Below are 15,902 nucleotides of genomic sequence, written 5' to 3'. Positions count from 1 at the left end.
TCGAGGGCGACCGCTCGCGGGCGCGAAAAAAGGGCCCGAGAGTGGAGTCCCGGACCCTTCGCTCCCCGACTTGGACTCGAACCAAGAACCTACCGGTTAACAGCCGATTGCTCTGCCAATTGAGCTATCGAGGATCATCCGACCACCCGGAGGCGATCAGCGCGGTACTACTTTAGCAAACTCTCCGCGAACGCAAAATCGGGCGCGCACTCAGTAGCCGGAGGCCGGGTCGACGCGGCCGACGAACGGCCCGCCGGCGGCACAGGCGGCCACGTTGGCGCGCACGCGCTCGGCCAGGAGCGGCGCGGTGATCTCGGGGGTGTCCGCGCTGTGGGGCGTGATCAGGCACCGGGGCTCGCTCCAGAGCGGATGCCCGTCCGGCAGCGGCTCGGGGTCCGTCACGTCGAGCGCGGCGCCCGCGAGACGGCCTTCGGCGAGGGCCGCGACGAGCGCGTCCGTGTCGACGAGGCTCCCCCGGGCGACGTTGACGAGCACGGCGTGGGCGGGGAGCCGCGCGAGCAGACCCGCGTCGACCATCCGCTCCGTGCCCGCGGTGGCGGCGGCGGCAAGGACCAGCACGTCGGCGTCCGCCGCGGCCTCGGCGAGCCGCGACGCCGGCAGGGTGCGGGCCGCGCCCTCCACCGGCTCGTCTCCGCGGCGGACGATCGTCACCCGGCAGTCGAAGACGGCGAGCAGCCGCAGGAGCTCGCGAGCGATCCCTCCTGCTCCGACGATCACCACGGAGGCGCGGTGCAGCGTGACCGCCTTCTTCGGCCCCCACGACGCGGCGCGCGCCCGCTCCGGCAGCGAGCGCAGGAGGGCGAGCACCAGCGCGAGCGCGTGCTCGGCCACCGGCTCCGCGTAGGCGCCCTTGGCGCTGGTCCAGACGACGTCCGCGCGGGACGCGGCGAGCACGGGCGCGAAGACGTCGACGCCGGCCCAGGGCAGCTGCACCCAGCGGATCGACGGGTGCTCCTCCAGCACAGCGGCCAGCTCGTCCGTGCGGCCGTAGGACAGCCAGAGCAGCGCGTCCGGACTCCCGTCGAGTCCGACGACCACTCCACCGCCCGACTCGACCGCCTCGGCGAACACCGGCTTCGGCCGCGGGAGCACCGCGACGCGCGGGACGGTCACTGGTCGGCCGCCTCGACGCGCTGCGCTCGGGAGGCGTCGAAGCGCTCGTACTCGGCGAAGGCCGCTCCGAGCTCGCGCACGTAGGGGTGCCGGGCCTCGATCAGCACCTCCAGCAGCGGCCCGTACGCGACGACCTCGCCGCCGACGAGCACGGCGATCCGGTCGGTCGCCCGGCTCAGCACGTCGATGTCGTGGCTGACCACGACGGCCGCGAAGCCCTCCCGGCGCCGCAGGTCGGCGAGGAGGTCGACGATCGACTCGCGCACCGTCGCGTCGATGCCCGAGGTCGGCTCGTCGGCGATCAGCACCTTCGGCCCGAGCACGAGCGAGCGGGCCACGGCCACGCGCTGGCGCTGGCCGCTGGAGAGCTCGTAGGGGTAGCGGTCGAGCAGGAACAGCGGCAGGTGCACGGAGTCGAGCAGCGTCGCCACCCGCACCGCCGCGGCCTTCGGGTCGTAGTGGCGGTCGCGGAGGAAGATCGGCTCGGCGATCAGCTCCGAGACGGTCAGCTCGGGGCGGAGGGCCGCTCCGGCGTCCTGCGCGAGATGCGCGACGTCGACGGTGAAGCGCTTGAGCTCGCGGGCGGGGAGCGAGCGGAGGCGGTGCCCCGCGACCGTCGCGTCCCCTCCGATGATCACCGGGCGCGTGCGGCCGCCGTCGTGCCCCAGGCCGTCGCCGCCGAGCACGCGCGCGAGCGTGGACTTGCCCGAGCCGCTGCCGCCGAGGATCCCGAGCACCTCCCCCGGCTCCACGCGGAGGCTCACTCCCCGCAGTGCTGTCCACCGGCGGCTGATGCCGCGCGGCGGGTACTCGACGCTGAGGTCGTCGACGACGATGGGGGCCTGATCCTCGGCGGTCCGGCTCACGCCCGGCGCTCCGCCTCGACGATGCTGCGCAGGAGCTCGCGCCTCGAGGCCTGCTCGACCGGGTCGGGCACGGGCAGGGAGGCGAGCAGGCGCTGCGTGTAGGGGTGCTTCGGCGCGGCGAGCACCTCGGCCCCCGTCCCCTCCTCGACCAGCTCGCCGCGGTAGAGCACCGCGATGCGGTCGGCGAGCAGGTCGACCACGGCGAGGTCGTGGCTGATGAACAGCGAGGCGAAGCCGAACTCGCGCTGCAGCTCGGCGAACAGCTCGAGCACGCGGGCCTGCACCGACACGTCGAGCGCCGAGGTGGGCTCGTCGGCGATCAGCAGCTTCGGCTCGAGGGCGAGGGCCCGGGCGAGGCTGGCGCGCTGGCGCTGGCCGCCGGAGAGCTCGTGCGGGTAGCGGTCGCCGTAGGAGCGGGGCAGCTGCACCGCCTCCAGGAGCTCGTCGACGCGCGAGCGCGCCCCGGCGGCGTCGCCGGCCCGTCCGTGCACGATCAGCGGCTCGGCGACGCACTCCGCGATGGTGAGCAGCGGGTTGAAGCTCGACGCCGGGTCCTGGAACACGAAGCCGATGTCGCCGCGAACCGGCCGGAAGGCGCGCTCGCGGATGCCGCGCATCTCCTTGCCGAGGACCTTCAGCGACCCGCCGGTCACCTGCGTCAGGCCCGCGATGGCGCGACCGATGGTGGTCTTGCCCGAGCCGCTCTCGCCGACGAGGCCGAGCACCTCGCCCGCGCGGATGCGCAGCGAGACGCCGTCGACCGCGACGAAGCCGGGACGGCCGAGCCGGCCGGGGTACTGGATCCGCAGGCCCTCGCCGGCGACGAGCGTCTCGGTCTCGGGGGCCTCGGCGCGCTCGACGGCGCGGACGCGGGCGCGCTCGACGCCCTGGCCCACGTGCGGGACGGCGGCGAGGAGCTTCCTCGTGTACTCGGCCTTCGGCGCCGAGAACAGCTCGGAGACCGTCGCCTCCTCGACCAGCTCGCCCTGGTACATCACGGCGACGCGGTCGGCCAGATCGGCGACGACGCCCATGTTGTGGGTGATCAGCACGATCGAGGTGCCGAACTCGTCGCGGCACCGGCGGAGCAGGTCGAGGATCTCGGCCTGCACGGTCACGTCGAGAGCCGTGGTCGGCTCGTCCGCGACGATCAGGCCGGGATCCAGGACGAGGGCCATCGCGATGACGACGCGCTGCTTCTGGCCGCCCGAGAACTGGTGCGGGTAGTAGTCGACCCGCTTCTCCGGCTCCGGGATGCCGACGGTGCGGAGGACGTCGATCGCGCGCTTGCGCGCCTCCTTCTTCGAGACGGAGCCGTGAGCGCGAAGTCCCTCCGCGATCTGCCAGCCCACCGTGAAGACCGGGTTGAGGGCGGTGCCCGGCTCCTGGAAGACCATGGCGACGTCGGTGCCGCGCAGCTCCCGGAGGCGGGCCTTCGGCACGGAGACGACATCGGTCGCCGCGCTGCCGTCCTTCTTCGAGAGCAGGACCACTCCGGAGGCGGTGGCCGTCTCGGGCAGGAGGCCGAGGATGGTCTTCGCGGTCACGGTCTTGCCGCTGCCGGACTCTCCGACGATCGCCAGGACCTCGCCGCGCTCGACGCGCAGGCTCACCCCGGCGACGGCGCGGACGGCGCCGCGGTCGCTCGCGAAGGCGACCTCGAGGTCGGTGATGTCCACGATCGGGCGCGCTGAGGCGTCCCGGACGATGCGCTGGTCGCTCATCGCGTCTCCTCCACTCCGGCGACGGGGTCGTGCCCCGGCGTCTCCAAGCCGTCGGCGGCGAGGACGCCGCCCGGCACGACGGACGTCGCGGCGACGTCGCCGGCACCGGCGGCCACCGCGCGCCGACCGCGCAGGCGCGGGTCGGCGAGGTCGTTCAGGCTCTCGCCCACGAGGGTGATGCCCAGCACCACGAGCACGATCGCCAGGCCCGGGAAGACCGAGGTCCACCAGATGCCGCTCGTGACGTCCGACAGCGCCTTGTTGAGGTCGTAGCCCCACTCCGCGGCCGACGTCGGCTCGATGCCGAAGCCGAGGAAGCCCAGGCCCGCGAGGGTCAGGATCGCCTCGGAGGAGTTCAGCGTGAAGATCAGCGGCAGCGTGCGCGTCGCGTTCCGCAGGACGTGGCGGAACATGATCCGCGGCGTCGACGCTCCGATGACCTTCGCCGACTCGACGAAGGCGTCGCCCTTGATCCGCACTGTCTCGGCCCGGATCACGCGGAAGTACTGCGGGATGTAGACCACGGTGATCGAGACCGCCGCGGCGAAGATGCCGGCCCAGAGGTTCGACTGCCCTCCGGAGATGACGATCGACATCACGATCGCCAGCAGCAGGGTCGGGAACGCGTAGATCGCGTCGCAGATCACGACGAGCACGCGGTCGAGCCAGCCGCCGAGGTAGCCGGAGACGAGGCCGAGGAAGACGCCGAGGAAGATGGACAGGACCACGGCGACGACGATCACGAGGAACGCGGTCTGCGCTCCCCAGATCACTCGCGAGAGGACGTCGTAGCCGCCCACGGTGGTGCCGAGCAGATGCTCCGCGCTCGGCGGCTCCTGCGCGCCGAACGACTCGCCGCCCGAGCGCAGCTGCGAGTATCCGTAGGGCGCGATGAGGGGCGCGAACAGGGCCACCAGCAGGAACGCGCCGGTGATGATCAGGCCGGTGACGAGCATCCCCCGCTGGAGGCCGACGCTCTGCCGGAGCTGGTGGACGACCGGCAGACGGTCGACGAGACGGCGGCGCGGACGCGCCGGGGAGGTGGTGCTCATGCTCAGTACCTCACTCGCGGGTCGATGAGCGCCGCGATGACGTCGACGATGAAGTTGGTCAGCGCCACGATGACGGCGAGCAGGGCGACGATGCCCTGCACGGCCACGAAGTCGCGGGCCTGGAGGTACTCGGCGAGCTGGAAGCCGAGGCCCTTCCACTCGAAGGTGGTCTCGGTGAGGACCGCGCCGCCGAGCAGCAGGGCGATCTGCAGGCCGATCACGGTGATGATCGGGATGAGCGCGGGCCGGTAGGCGTGGGTGCGGACGAGCCGGAACTCGCTGACGCCGCGCGAGCGCGCCGCGTCCACGTAATCGGTGCCGAGCGTGCCGATCACGTTGGTGCGCACCAGGCGCAGGAAGATGCCCGCGGTGAGCAGTCCCAGTGCGACGGCGGGGAGCACCGCGTGCGAGAGCACGTCCGAGATCGCGGCCGGGTCGCCGGTCTGGATCGCGTCGATCAGGTAGATGCCGGTCTTGTTCTCGAGGAACTGGAGCGAGAGCTCGGTGCTCGTCGAGGCGCGCCCGGCGACGGGGAACCACTTCAGCCAGACGGAGAACACCAGCTTCAGCAGCAGGCCCGCGAAGAACACCGGGGTCGCGTAGCAGAGGATCGCGAAGATGCGCAGCACCGCGTCGGGCGTGCGGTCGCGGTGGTAGGCGGCGAGCATCCCGAGCGGGATGCCGACCAGGAACGCCACGATCAGGGCGTAGAAGGCGAGCTCGACCGTCGCGGCGCCGTAGGTGAGGAGCACCTCGGTGACGGGGCGGTTGTCGCTCAGGGTGGTGCCGAAGTCGCCGGTCAGCAGCTTGCCGAGGTACTCGAGGTACTGCACGATCAGCGGCCGGTCGTAGCCGGCGGCGGCTACGCGCTCGGCGAGCTGGTCCGCGGTCAGGCGGCCGCCGAGGGCCGCCGTGATCGGGTCGCCCGTGCTGCGCATGAAGAGGAACACCAGCGTCACGAGGATGAAGACGGTGGGGATGATGAGCAGGAAGCGGACGAGCAGGTAGCGCCCGAGTCCGCCCCCGGAGCCGCGCGGTCGCCGGGTGGGCGCCGTCGCCGCAGCCGTCGTGGCTGTCGTCGTGGCTGTCGTCACGTGATGCCTTTCGTGGAGAACGGCCGGCGCCTCCTGTCGGGGAGGCGCCGGCCGCGAGGGGGTGGATCAGCCCTTGCTGAGTGCCGCGTAGCGGAACTTGAACGAGGCGTCGAGGGTGTCCTCGGCTCCGCTCACGGTGCTGCCGACGACCGCGACCTGCGAGCCCTGCAGGTAGGGGACGGTCGAGAGCTGCGCCGCGACCTTCTCCTGGATCTGCTCGATCAGCGCGGTGCGCGCGTCGGCGTCGGTGGTCGAGACCTGCTGTGCGATCAGGCTCTGCACCTCGGCGTCGTCGAAGTGGTTCGCGAGGAAGTTCTCCTTGATGAAGAACGGCGAGAGGTAGTTGTCGGCGTCGGAGTAGTCGGGGAACCAGCCGAGCTGGTAGGCCGGGTAGACGTCGCTCGAGCGGTCCTTCGAGTACTGCACCCACTCCGTGGTCTGCAGGTTCACGGTGAAGAGGCCGGTCGACTCCAGCTGGTCCTTGATCAGCGCGTACTCGTCGCCCGAGGACGGACCGTAGTGGTCGTTCGAGTACTGCAGGTTCAGGGTGACCGGAGCGGTGACGCCGGCGGCCTCGAGGGTCGCCTTCGCCTTGTCGGCGTCGGGCGCGCCGTTGCCGTCGCCGTAGAGCGACTTGAGCGGCTCGACCGCGCCGGTCAGGCCTGCGGGGACGTAGGAGTAGAGGGGGGTGTAGGTGCCCTTGTAGACCTGGTCGGCGATCTCGTCGCGGTCGATCAGGTCGGCGACGGCCTGGCGCACGGCGAGGGCCTTTGCGCTGTCGGCCTCACCGGTGGTCGCGCCGAAGGGCTGGGTGTCGAAGTTGAAGACGATGTAGCGGATCTCGCCGCCGGGGCCGTCCACGACCTTGACCGTGTCGTTGCCGCGGAGGTCGTCGATGTCCGTCGCCGAGAGGCTGCGGAACGCGACGTCGATGTTCCCCTCCTGGATGTCCAGCTTGAGGTTGGACGAGTCCGCGTAGTACTTGACGTTGACGGTGTCCGTCTTCGCCTCGCCGAGAACGCCCTGGTAGTCCGGGTACGCCTTGTACTGGATGAGGTTGTTCACGTCGTAGTTCGCGATCGTGTACTGGCCGGCGAAGGCGTCGCCCGAGACGATGTCGGCGTCCGCGGTCAGCTCGTCGGCCGAGAAGACCTCCTCGTCCACGATCGGGCCGGCGGGGCTCGAGAGGATCTGCGGGAAGGTCTGGTCGTTCTCGGACTTCAGCGTGAAGACCACGGTCGTGTCGTCCGGAGCCGCGACGCTGTCGAGGTTCGCCAGGAGCGAGGAGGGGCCGTTCTCGGCCGCGATGCCGACCTGGCGGTCGAAGGAGAACTTCACGTCGGAGGAGGTGAGGTCGTGGCCGTTGGCCCACTTCAGTCCCTCCTTCAGCTTCACGGTGTACTCCGTGGGAGCGGTGAACTCCGCCGACTCGGCGATGTCGGGCTCGACGTCCGGGCTGCCGTAGGGGGTGTTCATCAGGAACGGGAACACCTGGTTCATCACGGCGAACGAGCCGTTGTCGTAGGAGCCCGCGGGGTCGAGCGTCGTGATCTTGTCGGTGGTGCCGATGGTCAGGGCCCCTCCGGCGCTGCCGCCGGACGAGTCGTTCCCGCCGGCGGCGCAGCCCGTCAGCACGAGCGCGACCGCGGCGAAGCCTGCGGCGGCGGCCAGTGCACGGGTGCCGCGAGTGGATGCGGAATTCATCTCCGTCTGCCTCTTCCTGTCAAGGATGGGATGCGGGCGCGCTCCGGGCGCGCGGACTCTCGGCACACAGATCTCCTGTGGGCTGTGGCGTCACGACACTGGACGCCCGCATTGCTGTTCCTCATGGGTAACACAGTTGGAAGCGCTCTCCGAACCGGCACGGGCGTGCGGCCGATTTCTTCACACGACCGCAACACGCTCACTCCGTGCGCAGCGCCCGCTTCTCGCGCTCGAGCTCGACCAGTCGCACCTGCACCGCGCGCGCCATCACCGGATCGGCGGACGCGCGCTGGAGCGCCCCGCGCAGCTCGGCGATTTCGCGGAGCAGGTCGCGCTCGATGAGCGAGATCGCCACGTCGCGGGAGTAGCGGGCGAGCCCCTCCTCGTCGGCGGCCGGGATCGGCGCCACCGCGAGCTGGCGCACCAGCGAGGCGAAGGGGCCGGGGACGTCGTCGGCGACGTGCTCGACCCAGTCGCGGTCCTCCGCCCGCTCGAGGTTCGCGACCACGGCGTCGCGGACCACGCGGAGGGTCTCGTTGGTGACCGCCGCGTGCGCCGCCCGGGCCAGGAGCTCCGGACCCATCGCCTGCGGAAGCTGGAGCATCGCCATCAGCGCCTCGCGCTCGATGCGCGTGACGACGTCGACGGGGAGGTCGGCGATGCGCGCGCCGAGGGGCGCCTCGGCCGCGGACGATTCGCCGCCGCCCCGCCCGCCCTGCTGGTCGCGGCCCTCGGGTCCGGAGGAGCGGGGCCGGGATCCGGCGGAGCGCACGGCGGAGTTGACCTCGGCCATGTCCAGGCCGAGCATCCGGGCGAGCTCGCGGGAGTAGCCGGGCCGCAGCGCCGGGTCGCGGATCTCGGCGACGACCGGGGCGGCCGCGCGCAGGGCCGCGATCCGGCCCTCGACCGTCTCGAGGTCGTAGCGGTCCAGCAGCTGCCGGATCACGAACTCGAACATCGGCTTCTTGTCGTCGATGAGGCGGCGGACGGCGTCGTCTCCGCGGTTCAGGCGGAGGTCGCAGGGGTCCAGGCCCTCGGGCGCGACGGCGACGAAGGTCTGCGCGGCGAAGCGGTGCTCCTCCTGGAACGCGCGCATCGCCGCCTTCTGGCCCGCCGCGTCGGGGTCGAAGGTGAAGACGACCTCGCCGACGCCGCTGTCGTCGCCCAGCACCCGGCGCAGCACCTTGATGTGGTCGACGCCGAAGGAGGTGCCGCAGGTGGCGACCGCGGTGGTGACGCCGGCGAGGTGGCAGGCCATGACGTCCGTGTAGCCCTCGACGACGACCACCCGGTGCCCGCGGGAGATGTCCCGCTTGGCGAGGTCGAGCCCGTAGAGCACCTGGGACTTGTGGTAGACGGGCGTCTCGGGGGTGTTGAGGTACTTGGGGCCCTTGTCCTCCTCGAGGAGGCGGCGGGCGCCGAAGCCGACGGTCTGGCCGGTCACGTCGCGGATCGGCCAGACGAGGCGGCCGCGGAAGCGGTCGTAGACGCCGCCGCGGTTGTTGCTGCTGACCAGGCCGGCCGTGGTCAGCTCCTCCTCCGAGAAGCCGCGGCGCTTGAGCGCGGTGGTGAGCCCGTCCCAGCCGTCGGGTGCGAAGCCGACGCCGAAGCGGTCGGCGGCGGCGCGGTCGAAGCCCCGCTCGCCGAGGAAGCGCCGGCCGACGTCGGCGCCCGGGGTCGCGAGCTGCTCGCGGAAGTACTCCTCCGCGGCGTCGTTCGCGGCGAGGAGGCGCGCTCGCCCGCCGGTCTCGGGCGCGCGGCCGTCGCCGTCCTCGTACTGCAGCGGGAAGCCGATGCGCCCGGCGAGGCGCTCGACGGTCTCGCTGAACGAGCTGTGGTCCATCTTCATGACGAAGCTGTAGACGTCGCCCGACTCCTGGCAGCCGAAGCAGTGGTAGAAGCCGGCCTGCGGGCGGACGTGGAAGCTGGGGCTGCGCTCGTCGTGGAAGGGGCAGAGGCCCTTCAGCGAACCGATGCCGGCCGACTTCAGCGTGACGTACTCGCCGATCACCTCGCCGATGTTCACCCGCGCCTTGACCTCCTCGACATCTGACTGTCGGATCCGAGGCATGGGGTCCATCGTATCGGCCGCCGGAGCCGCCGAGCCGGGGTGGGGAGAACTGCACCAGGGCGGCGCGGATCACCCCGGAGACCTGTGATCGGCCCCGCACCCCGAGATCAGGGTCATCCCTGATCCGCACCCGCCCGCCGTCTCCGAGAATCGACCCATGCCCCCTGCCGCCTCCCGCCCGCCTCTCCTGCGTGCTCTGCTCGTCGCCATGCTCGGCGGTCTCGTCCTGGGCGGGCTCACCAGCCTGCTGCAGGGCTTCCTTCCGCCGTCGGTGAGCTCGTTCGCCAACTCCTCCGGGGGCTGGTCCATGCTCGTGTTCGCGCTCGTGCGCCTCGGCGGCGCCCGACCGGCGGCGGCGACCGCTCTCGGCCTGCTGAGCTTCTGGGCGCTGCTCGAGGGCTACGACCTGGTGACCGCGGCGCGCGGCTTCGGCTACTCGCCTCCCTTCACGGACGTCTTCTGGCTGCTCGCCGTCCCCGCCGGGCCGATCCTGGGCGCCGCCGCCGCGCTCACCCTCCACGGCTCGAGGACGTGGCGCGTCCTGGCCGTCGCGCCGCTCTCGGGCGTGCTGATCGGCGAGGGCGTCTGGGCGCTGGGCGCGGTCGCCGACACCACGAGTCCGGTGTACTGGTGGCTCCAGATCGTCCTGGGCGCGGGCTTCCTCGTCCTGGCCGTCGTGCGGAGGAGGCCGCGCGCACTCGTCTCGCTCGCGGCGCTCGGCGTCACCGCGGCGGCCGCCGTCGCCTTCTTCGTCGTCTACTCCGCGCTGTGAAGCGTTCGAGAGGGTTGTCGCGGACCCTCCGCGCGCTCGCGGGTTCCGCCCTCCTTCTGGCCCTCGCCGGGTGCACCACCACCGCGGACGCCCCGGTCGCGCCGCCGTCGTCCGACTCCGTGCCGTCGTCGGCGTCCTCCGCCACCCCTCCTCCGATCGACGTCTCCGCCGAGCTGGCCGTGCTCGAGAACGAGTTCGACGCCCGGATCGGCGTCAGCGCCGTCGACACCGGCTCGGGTCGCCGGGTCGATCACCGGGCCGACGAGCGCTTCGGCTTCGCCTCGAGCCTCAAAGCCCTCGCCGCGGCGGAGTTCCTGCGCACCGTCCCCGCCGCCGAGCGGGACGAGGTGGTCACCTGGACCGTGGCCGACGTCGAGGCGGCGGGCTACTCCCCCGTCACGGAGGAGAGCACCGCCACCGGCCTGCCGCTGTCGCAGCTCGCCGAGTCGGCCGTCCGCCGGAGCGACAACACAGCGCTGAATCTCGTCCTCCGGCGCCTCGGCGGACCCTCCGCCCTCGACCGAGGACTGGAGGCTCTCGGCGACACCACCACCGAGGTGGTGAACGAGGAGCCCGCGCTGAACACGATCGAGCCCGGCAGCATCGACGACACCACCACCCCGGCCGCGTTCACGGCCGACCTCGCCGCGGTCGCCACAGGTGACGTGCTGTCCGCGGAGGACCGGGCACTCCTGCTCGACTGGATGAGCGGCAACGCGACCGGCGACACTCTCGTCCGGGCGGGCGCTCCGGCCGGCTGGAGCGTCGCGGACAAGTCCGGGGGCGCCGGCGGGATCCGCAACGACGTCGCCGTGGTGACGCCTCCCGGGCGGGACGCGGTCGTGCTGTCGATCCTCTCGTCGCGCAACGACCCCGAGGCGGACTACGACGACGCGCTGGTCGCCCGAGCCGCGGCCGTCGTGCTGGGAGCCCTGCGGTAGCGTCCGCCCGGCGTCAGCAGTGCCGGTTCACGTAGCCCGCTGCGCCACGGGGAACGACGTCGCGGTCGCGGAGGGTGACCGAGATGCTCCGGCCCTGCGCGGCGCAGGCCTCGGAGTAGGCGGACCGGCCGTTGTCGGTGTACTCGATCTCGTAGACCTGGCGCCCGTAGACGTCCGTGTACGCCGCGCACTCGTCGTAGACCTGGCACTCCTCGACGACGGCGAAGTCGAAGCCGACCGTCCCCTTCCCGGCAGCGGCGAGATCGGCTCCGTTCTTCTGGCCGATCGCCAGGCCGGAGCGGTGAGCGCGCGCCGTCAGGAGGGTGGCGAACGCCAGCGCCTGCGACTTCGTCAGCCTCCCGCCCGAGCGGGTGTAGCTGTCCAGATTGTCGGCCTCGACGGCGTCGAAGCCGTCCTCGGCGCAGCCGTCGATCCAGGCGCCGACGATCGCGAGCAGAGCGGTCCGCTTCGCGGCGGTCGAGACGTCGAAGAGGTACTCGTCCGGCCAGCCCGGATCGGCGAGGGGCTTCCCGTCCGCTCGCCTCACCAGGAGCTCGGGGTGCCGCTTCGCGAAGGCGGCGCTCGCGCCGGGCTGGGTCTGGAAGGCGTTCACGTAGCAGATGCTGTAGCGGCCGGCGGCGGGCGCGTCCGTGCGGTCGCGGTCGACGATGGTGACGCTCGACGCCGGAGCGTAGGCGCCTCCCAGCTGGTAGTCGAGGACGCCGTTCGCGGGAGGGAGCAGCGGTGCCGCCGAGGCCGCGGCGGGCTGGAGCAGCAGCAGCCCCGCGACGACCAGGGCGAGGAGGCCGAGACGGGGCCGACGCGGTCTCATCCGGGAGCTCCCGGCGTGCGCCCTGCGGCTCGCACGCCCGTGGCCGCCGGCAGCGCGCCGAGTGCGAGCTCGCCGATGACCGCGATGCGGTCCGCCGGTGCTCCGTCGCGGGCCTGCGTCGACATCCCGCTGAGCACGACGACGACGAAGGCGGCGACGGATCCGGCGTCCGTCTCCGGCGGCACGTCGCCCTCCTCGATCCCGCGCTCGACTCGTGCGGCGACGAGCGCCTCCATCTCGCGGCGACGGGCCTCGAGCCGCGGCTCGCTCAGCACGAAGCAGCCGGCAGGAGTGCCGGGCGCGGAGTACCCCTCCGCACTGACTCGGACGACGGCGGCGACGGCCTCGCGCGCCGTCGGCCGGTGCGAGTACAGCATCGGCTTGCTCATCCCCGACCGTGCCGCGATGCGGTCGACCCGCGCTCCCGCCAGCCCGTGCGCCGCGAACTCCTCCGTCGCCGCCTCGAGGATCCGCTGCCGTGTCCGCTCCGCTCCCACGCCATCACCGTACCCGCCGCCCCGCGCCCCTCCGCGCCTCGCGGTGCGGCGCCCTCCCCGCCCTCCGAGCCGACCGGCCGACCCGCACACCAGCGCATCGCCTCAGACGGACGGACCCGGCTCCCTGGAACCCGCCATCCCGCAAGCCGACCGCGGTGACGCCTGGCGGTGACGGGCGTGCCCCCGGCACCGCCGAACGGCCGATCCGCGTCCCAGCGGATCGCCCTAGGCGGACGCGCCCTGCTCCCTGGAACGCACCACCTCGACAAGCCGACCGCGCCACGCCGGGCAGGGACCGGCGTGGAATCGAGCACCGCCGACCGCGCCACGCCGGCCGAGAACCGGCGTGCCACCGGCACCGCCGAACGGCCGATCCGCGTGCCAGCGGATCGCCCTAGGCGGACGCACCCCGCTCCACGAAACGCACCACGTCGCCAAGCCGACCGCGCCACGCCGGGCAGGGACCGGCGTGGAATCGAGCACCGCCGACCGCGCCACGCCGGGCAGGGACCGGCGTTCCACCGGCACCGCCGAACGGCCGATCCGCGTGCCAGCGGATCGCCCTAGGCGGACGCACCCCGCTCCACGAACCGCACCACCTCGCCGAGCCGACCGCGCCACGCCGGGCGAGGACCGGCGTGGGATCGAGCACAGCCGAACGGCCGATCCGCGTCCCAGCGGATCGCCCTAGGCGGACGCACCCCGCTCCCTGGAACGCACCACCTCGACAAGCCGACCGCGGTGACGCCGGGCAGGGACCGGCGGCACAGCTGAGCCGGGCGCCGCCCGGCTCAGCGCATCAGCACAGCCTCTCGAACCAGGCGAGGGCGCTCTGGTCGGTGAGGTTGGCGACCTGGTCGACGACGACGCGGCGGCGGGCGTCGTCGTCGGGGGCGGCGTGCCAGTCCTCGGCGAAGCCGGGCTCGAGGGTTCCCGGGCCGCGGTCGAGGAGGGTGTCGGCGAGGCGGGTGAGGACTTCGCGCTGCTGGGCGTATATGGGCTGGCGGGTGTTCCGCGACATCACGAACGTCGCGACGATCCCCTTGAGCACGGCGATCTCGGCCTGCTGCTCGCGGGGGACGACGACGTGGCCGCCGAAGCGGACGAGGTCGGGGTGCTGGTACGCCTCGCGGGTGGCCTCGGTGGCGGCGGCGGCGAAGCGGCCGATGAGCTGGCTGGTGAGGTTCTTGAGCCGGGCCTGGTCGCGGCGGGAGCCGTCCCAGGAGGAGACCCACACGTCGAGCGAGTCGAGACGGTCGAAGGCGGCGACGAGCTCGTCGTGTCCGACCTCCCCGCCGACCCAGGAGTGCATCGACTGCACGAGGTCCTCGTGGTCGGCGCGGGAGCCGAGTGCTTCGACGTCGATGTAGCCGGAGACCACCGCGTCCTCGAAGTCGTGCACGGAGTAGGCGATGTCGTCCGAGAGGTCCATCACCTCGGCCTCGATGCAGCGCACCCCCTCGGGGGCGCCCTCGCGCATCCAGGCGAACGCGGGGGCGTCGTCGGCGTAGAAGCCGAACTTGGCGCGCCCCGACGGGTCCGCGACCGAGCGCGTGTCGGGCCAGGGGTACTTGCAGCTCGCGTCGATGCTGGCGCGGGTGAGGTTCAGCCCGTAGGGGCGGGCGTCGTCGCCGAACACCTTCGGCTCGAGCCGCGTGAGCAGCCGGAAGGTCTGCGCGTTGCCCTCGAAGCCGCCGATCCCCTCGGCCCAGGTGTTGAGCGCGCGCTCGCCGTTGTGCCCGAACGGCGGATGCCCGATGTCGTGCGCGAGGCAGGCCGTGTCGACGACGTCGGGGTCGAGGTCGAGGCTCGTGGCGAGCTCCCGGCCGATCTGCGCCACCTCGAGCGAGTGGGTCAGGCGGTTGCGCGCGAAGTCGACGCCCGCCGTGGGGCTGAGCACCTGGGTCTTCGCGGCCAGGCGGCGGAGCGCGCTGGAGTGGAAGAGCCGGGCGCGGTCGCGGGCGAAGTCGGAGCGGCGGGTCGAGTGGTCCTCCGGCAGGAATCGCTCGGTGTCGACGAGCGAGTACCCCCAGAGCGCGCGGTCATCCACCGCTGTTGTGGATCTCGGCGGCCGAGACCGCGTCGCGCTGCCCGGCGTCGAGCTCGCGGGACTCGAGCCAGCGGTCCGGGAGGGAGGGGACCTTGGGCGAGCCGGCGCGGCCCCGCTGCCCCTCGGCCGCCTCGCCCGGATAGGGCTGCGTCCAGTCGAGCGTCGCCAGGAGCTCGTCGAGCTGCGCGAGCGACTCGACGGTGGCCAGGCGAGCGCGGAGGTCGCCGCCGACGGCGTAGCCCTTGAAGTACCAGGCGACGTGCTTGCGGATGTCGCGGCAGCCGCGCTCCTCGCTCTCGAAGAAGTCGACGAGCAGCTCCGCGTGGCGGCGGAACGCCTCGGCGACCTGTCCGAGCGAAGGGCGGAACCGCTCGTCGGAGCCGGCGAACGCGGCGGCGAGGTCGCCGAAGAGCCAGGGGCGCCCGAGGCAGCCGCGACCGACGACGACTCCGTCGCAGCCCGTCTCGGCCATCATCCGCAGCGCGTCCTCGGCCGACCAGATGTCGCCGTTGCCCAGCACGGGCACGCTCGTGACCGTCTCCTTGAGCGTGGCGATCGCCGACCAGTCGGCGTGCCCGCTGTAGAACTCGGAGGCGGTGCGCGCGTGCAGTGCGATCGACGCGACCCCGGCGCCCTCGGCGGCACGGGCGGCCTCGAGGTAGGTGAGGTGGTCCGGGTCGATGCCCTTGCGCATCTTGACGGTGAGCGGGACGTCGCCGGCGGCCTTCACGGCGCCCTCGACGATCTGCCGGAACAGCGGGAGCTTCCACGGCAGGGCCGCTCCCCCGCCCTTCCGGGTGACCTTGGGCACGGGGCAGCCGAAGTTGAGGTCGATGTGGTCGGCCCGGTCCTCGGCGACGAGCATGGTGACCGCTTCGGCGACCGTGACCGGGTCCACTCCGTAGAGCTGGATCGAGCGCACCGACTCGCTGGGGTGGTGGCGGATGAGGCGCATCGACTCCGGCGTGCGCTCGACGAGCGCGCGGGAGGTGATCATCTCGCTCACGTAGAGGCCGTTGCCGAACTCGCGGCAGAGGCGGCGGAACGCCGTGTTGGTGATGCCCGCCATGGGGGCGAGCACCACCGGCGCGTCGAGTTCGAGGGGGCCGATCCGGAGCGCCGGCGCGGTGCGCGCGGGCGGGCGGGGCGGCCGTGAGAGTGGAGG

The 15,902-nt window shown here is 72.6% G+C and carries 13 protein-coding genes and 1 tRNA gene; 2 read left to right on the top strand and 12 right to left on the bottom strand.

Going from position 1 to position 15,902, the window contains the following annotated elements; all coding sequences use genetic code 11:
• Positions 1–61 precede the first annotated feature (61 nt).
• The 8 genes from C5C54_RS12795 to dnaG all read right to left on the bottom strand — a co-directional run bounded on the left by C5C54_RS12795 (position 62) and on the right by dnaG (position 9,645).
• Positions 62–134: transfer RNA gene (locus C5C54_RS12795), tRNA-Asn, on the bottom strand.
• 76 nt (positions 135–210) lie between these two features.
• A complete protein-coding gene (locus C5C54_RS12790) occupies positions 211–1,134 on the bottom strand; it encodes an NAD(P)-dependent oxidoreductase (RefSeq protein ID WP_258063324.1) in 924 nt (307 codons plus the stop codon).
• Positions 1,131–2,000 carry an ATP-binding cassette domain-containing protein gene (locus C5C54_RS12785; protein ID WP_258060485.1) on the bottom strand — a complete coding sequence of 290 codons (870 nt, stop codon included), beginning with the start codon at positions 1,998–2,000 and terminating at the stop codon, positions 1,131–1,133. The genes C5C54_RS12790 and C5C54_RS12785 overlap by 4 nt, the downstream gene beginning before the upstream one ends.
• Entirely contained in the window at positions 1,997–3,724 is a 1,728-nt protein-coding gene (locus C5C54_RS12780; RefSeq protein ID WP_104288485.1) for an ABC transporter ATP-binding protein, read from the bottom strand. Before C5C54_RS12780 ends, C5C54_RS12785 begins: the two co-directional genes overlap by 4 nt.
• Positions 3,721–4,776, bottom strand: coding sequence for an ABC transporter permease (locus tag C5C54_RS12775; RefSeq protein WP_104226685.1), 1,056 nt, complete (start codon positions 4,774–4,776; stop codon positions 3,721–3,723). Before C5C54_RS12775 ends, C5C54_RS12780 begins: the two co-directional genes overlap by 4 nt.
• 2 nt (positions 4,777–4,778) lie before the next feature.
• On the bottom strand, positions 4,779–5,870 hold the full coding sequence (locus C5C54_RS12770) for an ABC transporter permease (RefSeq protein WP_104288484.1): 1,092 nt from the start codon (positions 5,868–5,870) through the stop codon (positions 4,779–4,781).
• A gap of 66 nt (positions 5,871–5,936) precedes the next feature.
• Complete coding sequence (locus C5C54_RS12765; RefSeq protein ID WP_104223443.1) at positions 5,937–7,574, bottom strand: ABC transporter substrate-binding protein; 1,638 nt, start codon at positions 7,572–7,574, stop codon at positions 5,937–5,939.
• 199 nt (positions 7,575–7,773) lie between these two features.
• Entirely contained in the window at positions 7,774–9,645 is a 1,872-nt protein-coding gene (dnaG, locus tag C5C54_RS12760; protein ID WP_104288483.1) for a DNA primase, read from the bottom strand.
• Between the two features lie 157 nt (positions 9,646–9,802).
• Between dnaG and C5C54_RS12755 the strand changes: the two genes are divergently transcribed.
• Positions 9,803–10,417 (top strand): DUF6518 family protein, encoded by a 615-nt coding sequence (locus C5C54_RS12755; RefSeq protein WP_181127890.1) that lies wholly within the window; start codon positions 9,803–9,805, stop codon positions 10,415–10,417.
• The gene (gene bla / locus C5C54_RS12750; protein ID WP_258063323.1) at positions 10,414–11,358 is read left to right on the top strand and encodes a class A beta-lactamase; all 945 of its coding nucleotides are present in this window, start codon (positions 10,414–10,416) and stop codon (positions 11,356–11,358) included. The genes C5C54_RS12755 and bla overlap by 4 nt, the downstream gene beginning before the upstream one ends.
• 13 nt (positions 11,359–11,371) lie before the next feature.
• Here the strand turns inward: bla and C5C54_RS12745 are convergent, their stop codons facing one another.
• The 4 genes from C5C54_RS12745 to dusB form a co-directional block, all read right to left on the bottom strand.
• A complete protein-coding gene (locus C5C54_RS12745; RefSeq protein WP_104288481.1) occupies positions 11,372–12,190 on the bottom strand; it encodes an endo alpha-1,4 polygalactosaminidase in 819 nt (272 codons plus the stop codon).
• A complete protein-coding gene (locus tag C5C54_RS18365; protein WP_181127889.1) occupies positions 12,187–12,687 on the bottom strand; it encodes a helix-turn-helix domain-containing protein in 501 nt (166 codons plus the stop codon). The genes C5C54_RS12745 and C5C54_RS18365 overlap by 4 nt, the downstream gene beginning before the upstream one ends.
• A 799-nt stretch (positions 12,688–13,486) precedes the next feature.
• Positions 13,487–14,737, bottom strand: coding sequence for a deoxyguanosinetriphosphate triphosphohydrolase (locus C5C54_RS12735; RefSeq protein ID WP_104223438.1), 1,251 nt, complete (start codon positions 14,735–14,737; stop codon positions 13,487–13,489).
• On the bottom strand, positions 14,730–15,848 hold the full coding sequence (gene dusB / locus C5C54_RS12730) for a tRNA dihydrouridine synthase DusB (protein WP_258063327.1): 1,119 nt from the start codon (positions 15,846–15,848) through the stop codon (positions 14,730–14,732). The genes C5C54_RS12735 and dusB overlap by 8 nt, the downstream gene beginning before the upstream one ends.
• Positions 15,849–15,902 lie beyond the last annotated feature (54 nt).

The sequence above is a fragment of the Rathayibacter sp. AY1F2 genome, from assembly GCF_002930885.1.
Taxonomy (GTDB): domain Bacteria; phylum Actinomycetota; class Actinomycetes; order Actinomycetales; family Microbacteriaceae; genus Rathayibacter.
This window is presented reverse-complemented; position numbering and strand designations above follow the sequence as displayed.

Coding starts and splice junctions, on each gene's coding strand:
- C5C54_RS12780 (WP_104288485.1), bottom strand. CDS start 3,724: ATGAGCGACCAGCGCATCGTCCGGGACGCCTCAGCGCGCCCGATCGTG.
- C5C54_RS12765 (WP_104223443.1), bottom strand. CDS start 7,574: ATGAATTCCGCATCCACTCGCGGCACCCGTGCACTGGCCGCCGCCGCA.
- C5C54_RS12755 (WP_181127890.1), top strand. CDS start 9,803: ATGCCCCCTGCCGCCTCCCGCCCGCCTCTCCTGCGTGCTCTGCTCGTC.
- C5C54_RS12775 (WP_104226685.1), bottom strand. CDS start 4,776: ATGAGCACCACCTCCCCGGCGCGTCCGCGCCGCCGTCTCGTCGACCGT.
- dnaG (WP_104288483.1), bottom strand. CDS start 9,645: ATGCCTCGGATCCGACAGTCAGATGTCGAGGAGGTCAAGGCGCGGGTG.
- C5C54_RS12745 (WP_104288481.1), bottom strand. CDS start 12,190: ATGAGACCGCGTCGGCCCCGTCTCGGCCTCCTCGCCCTGGTCGTCGCG.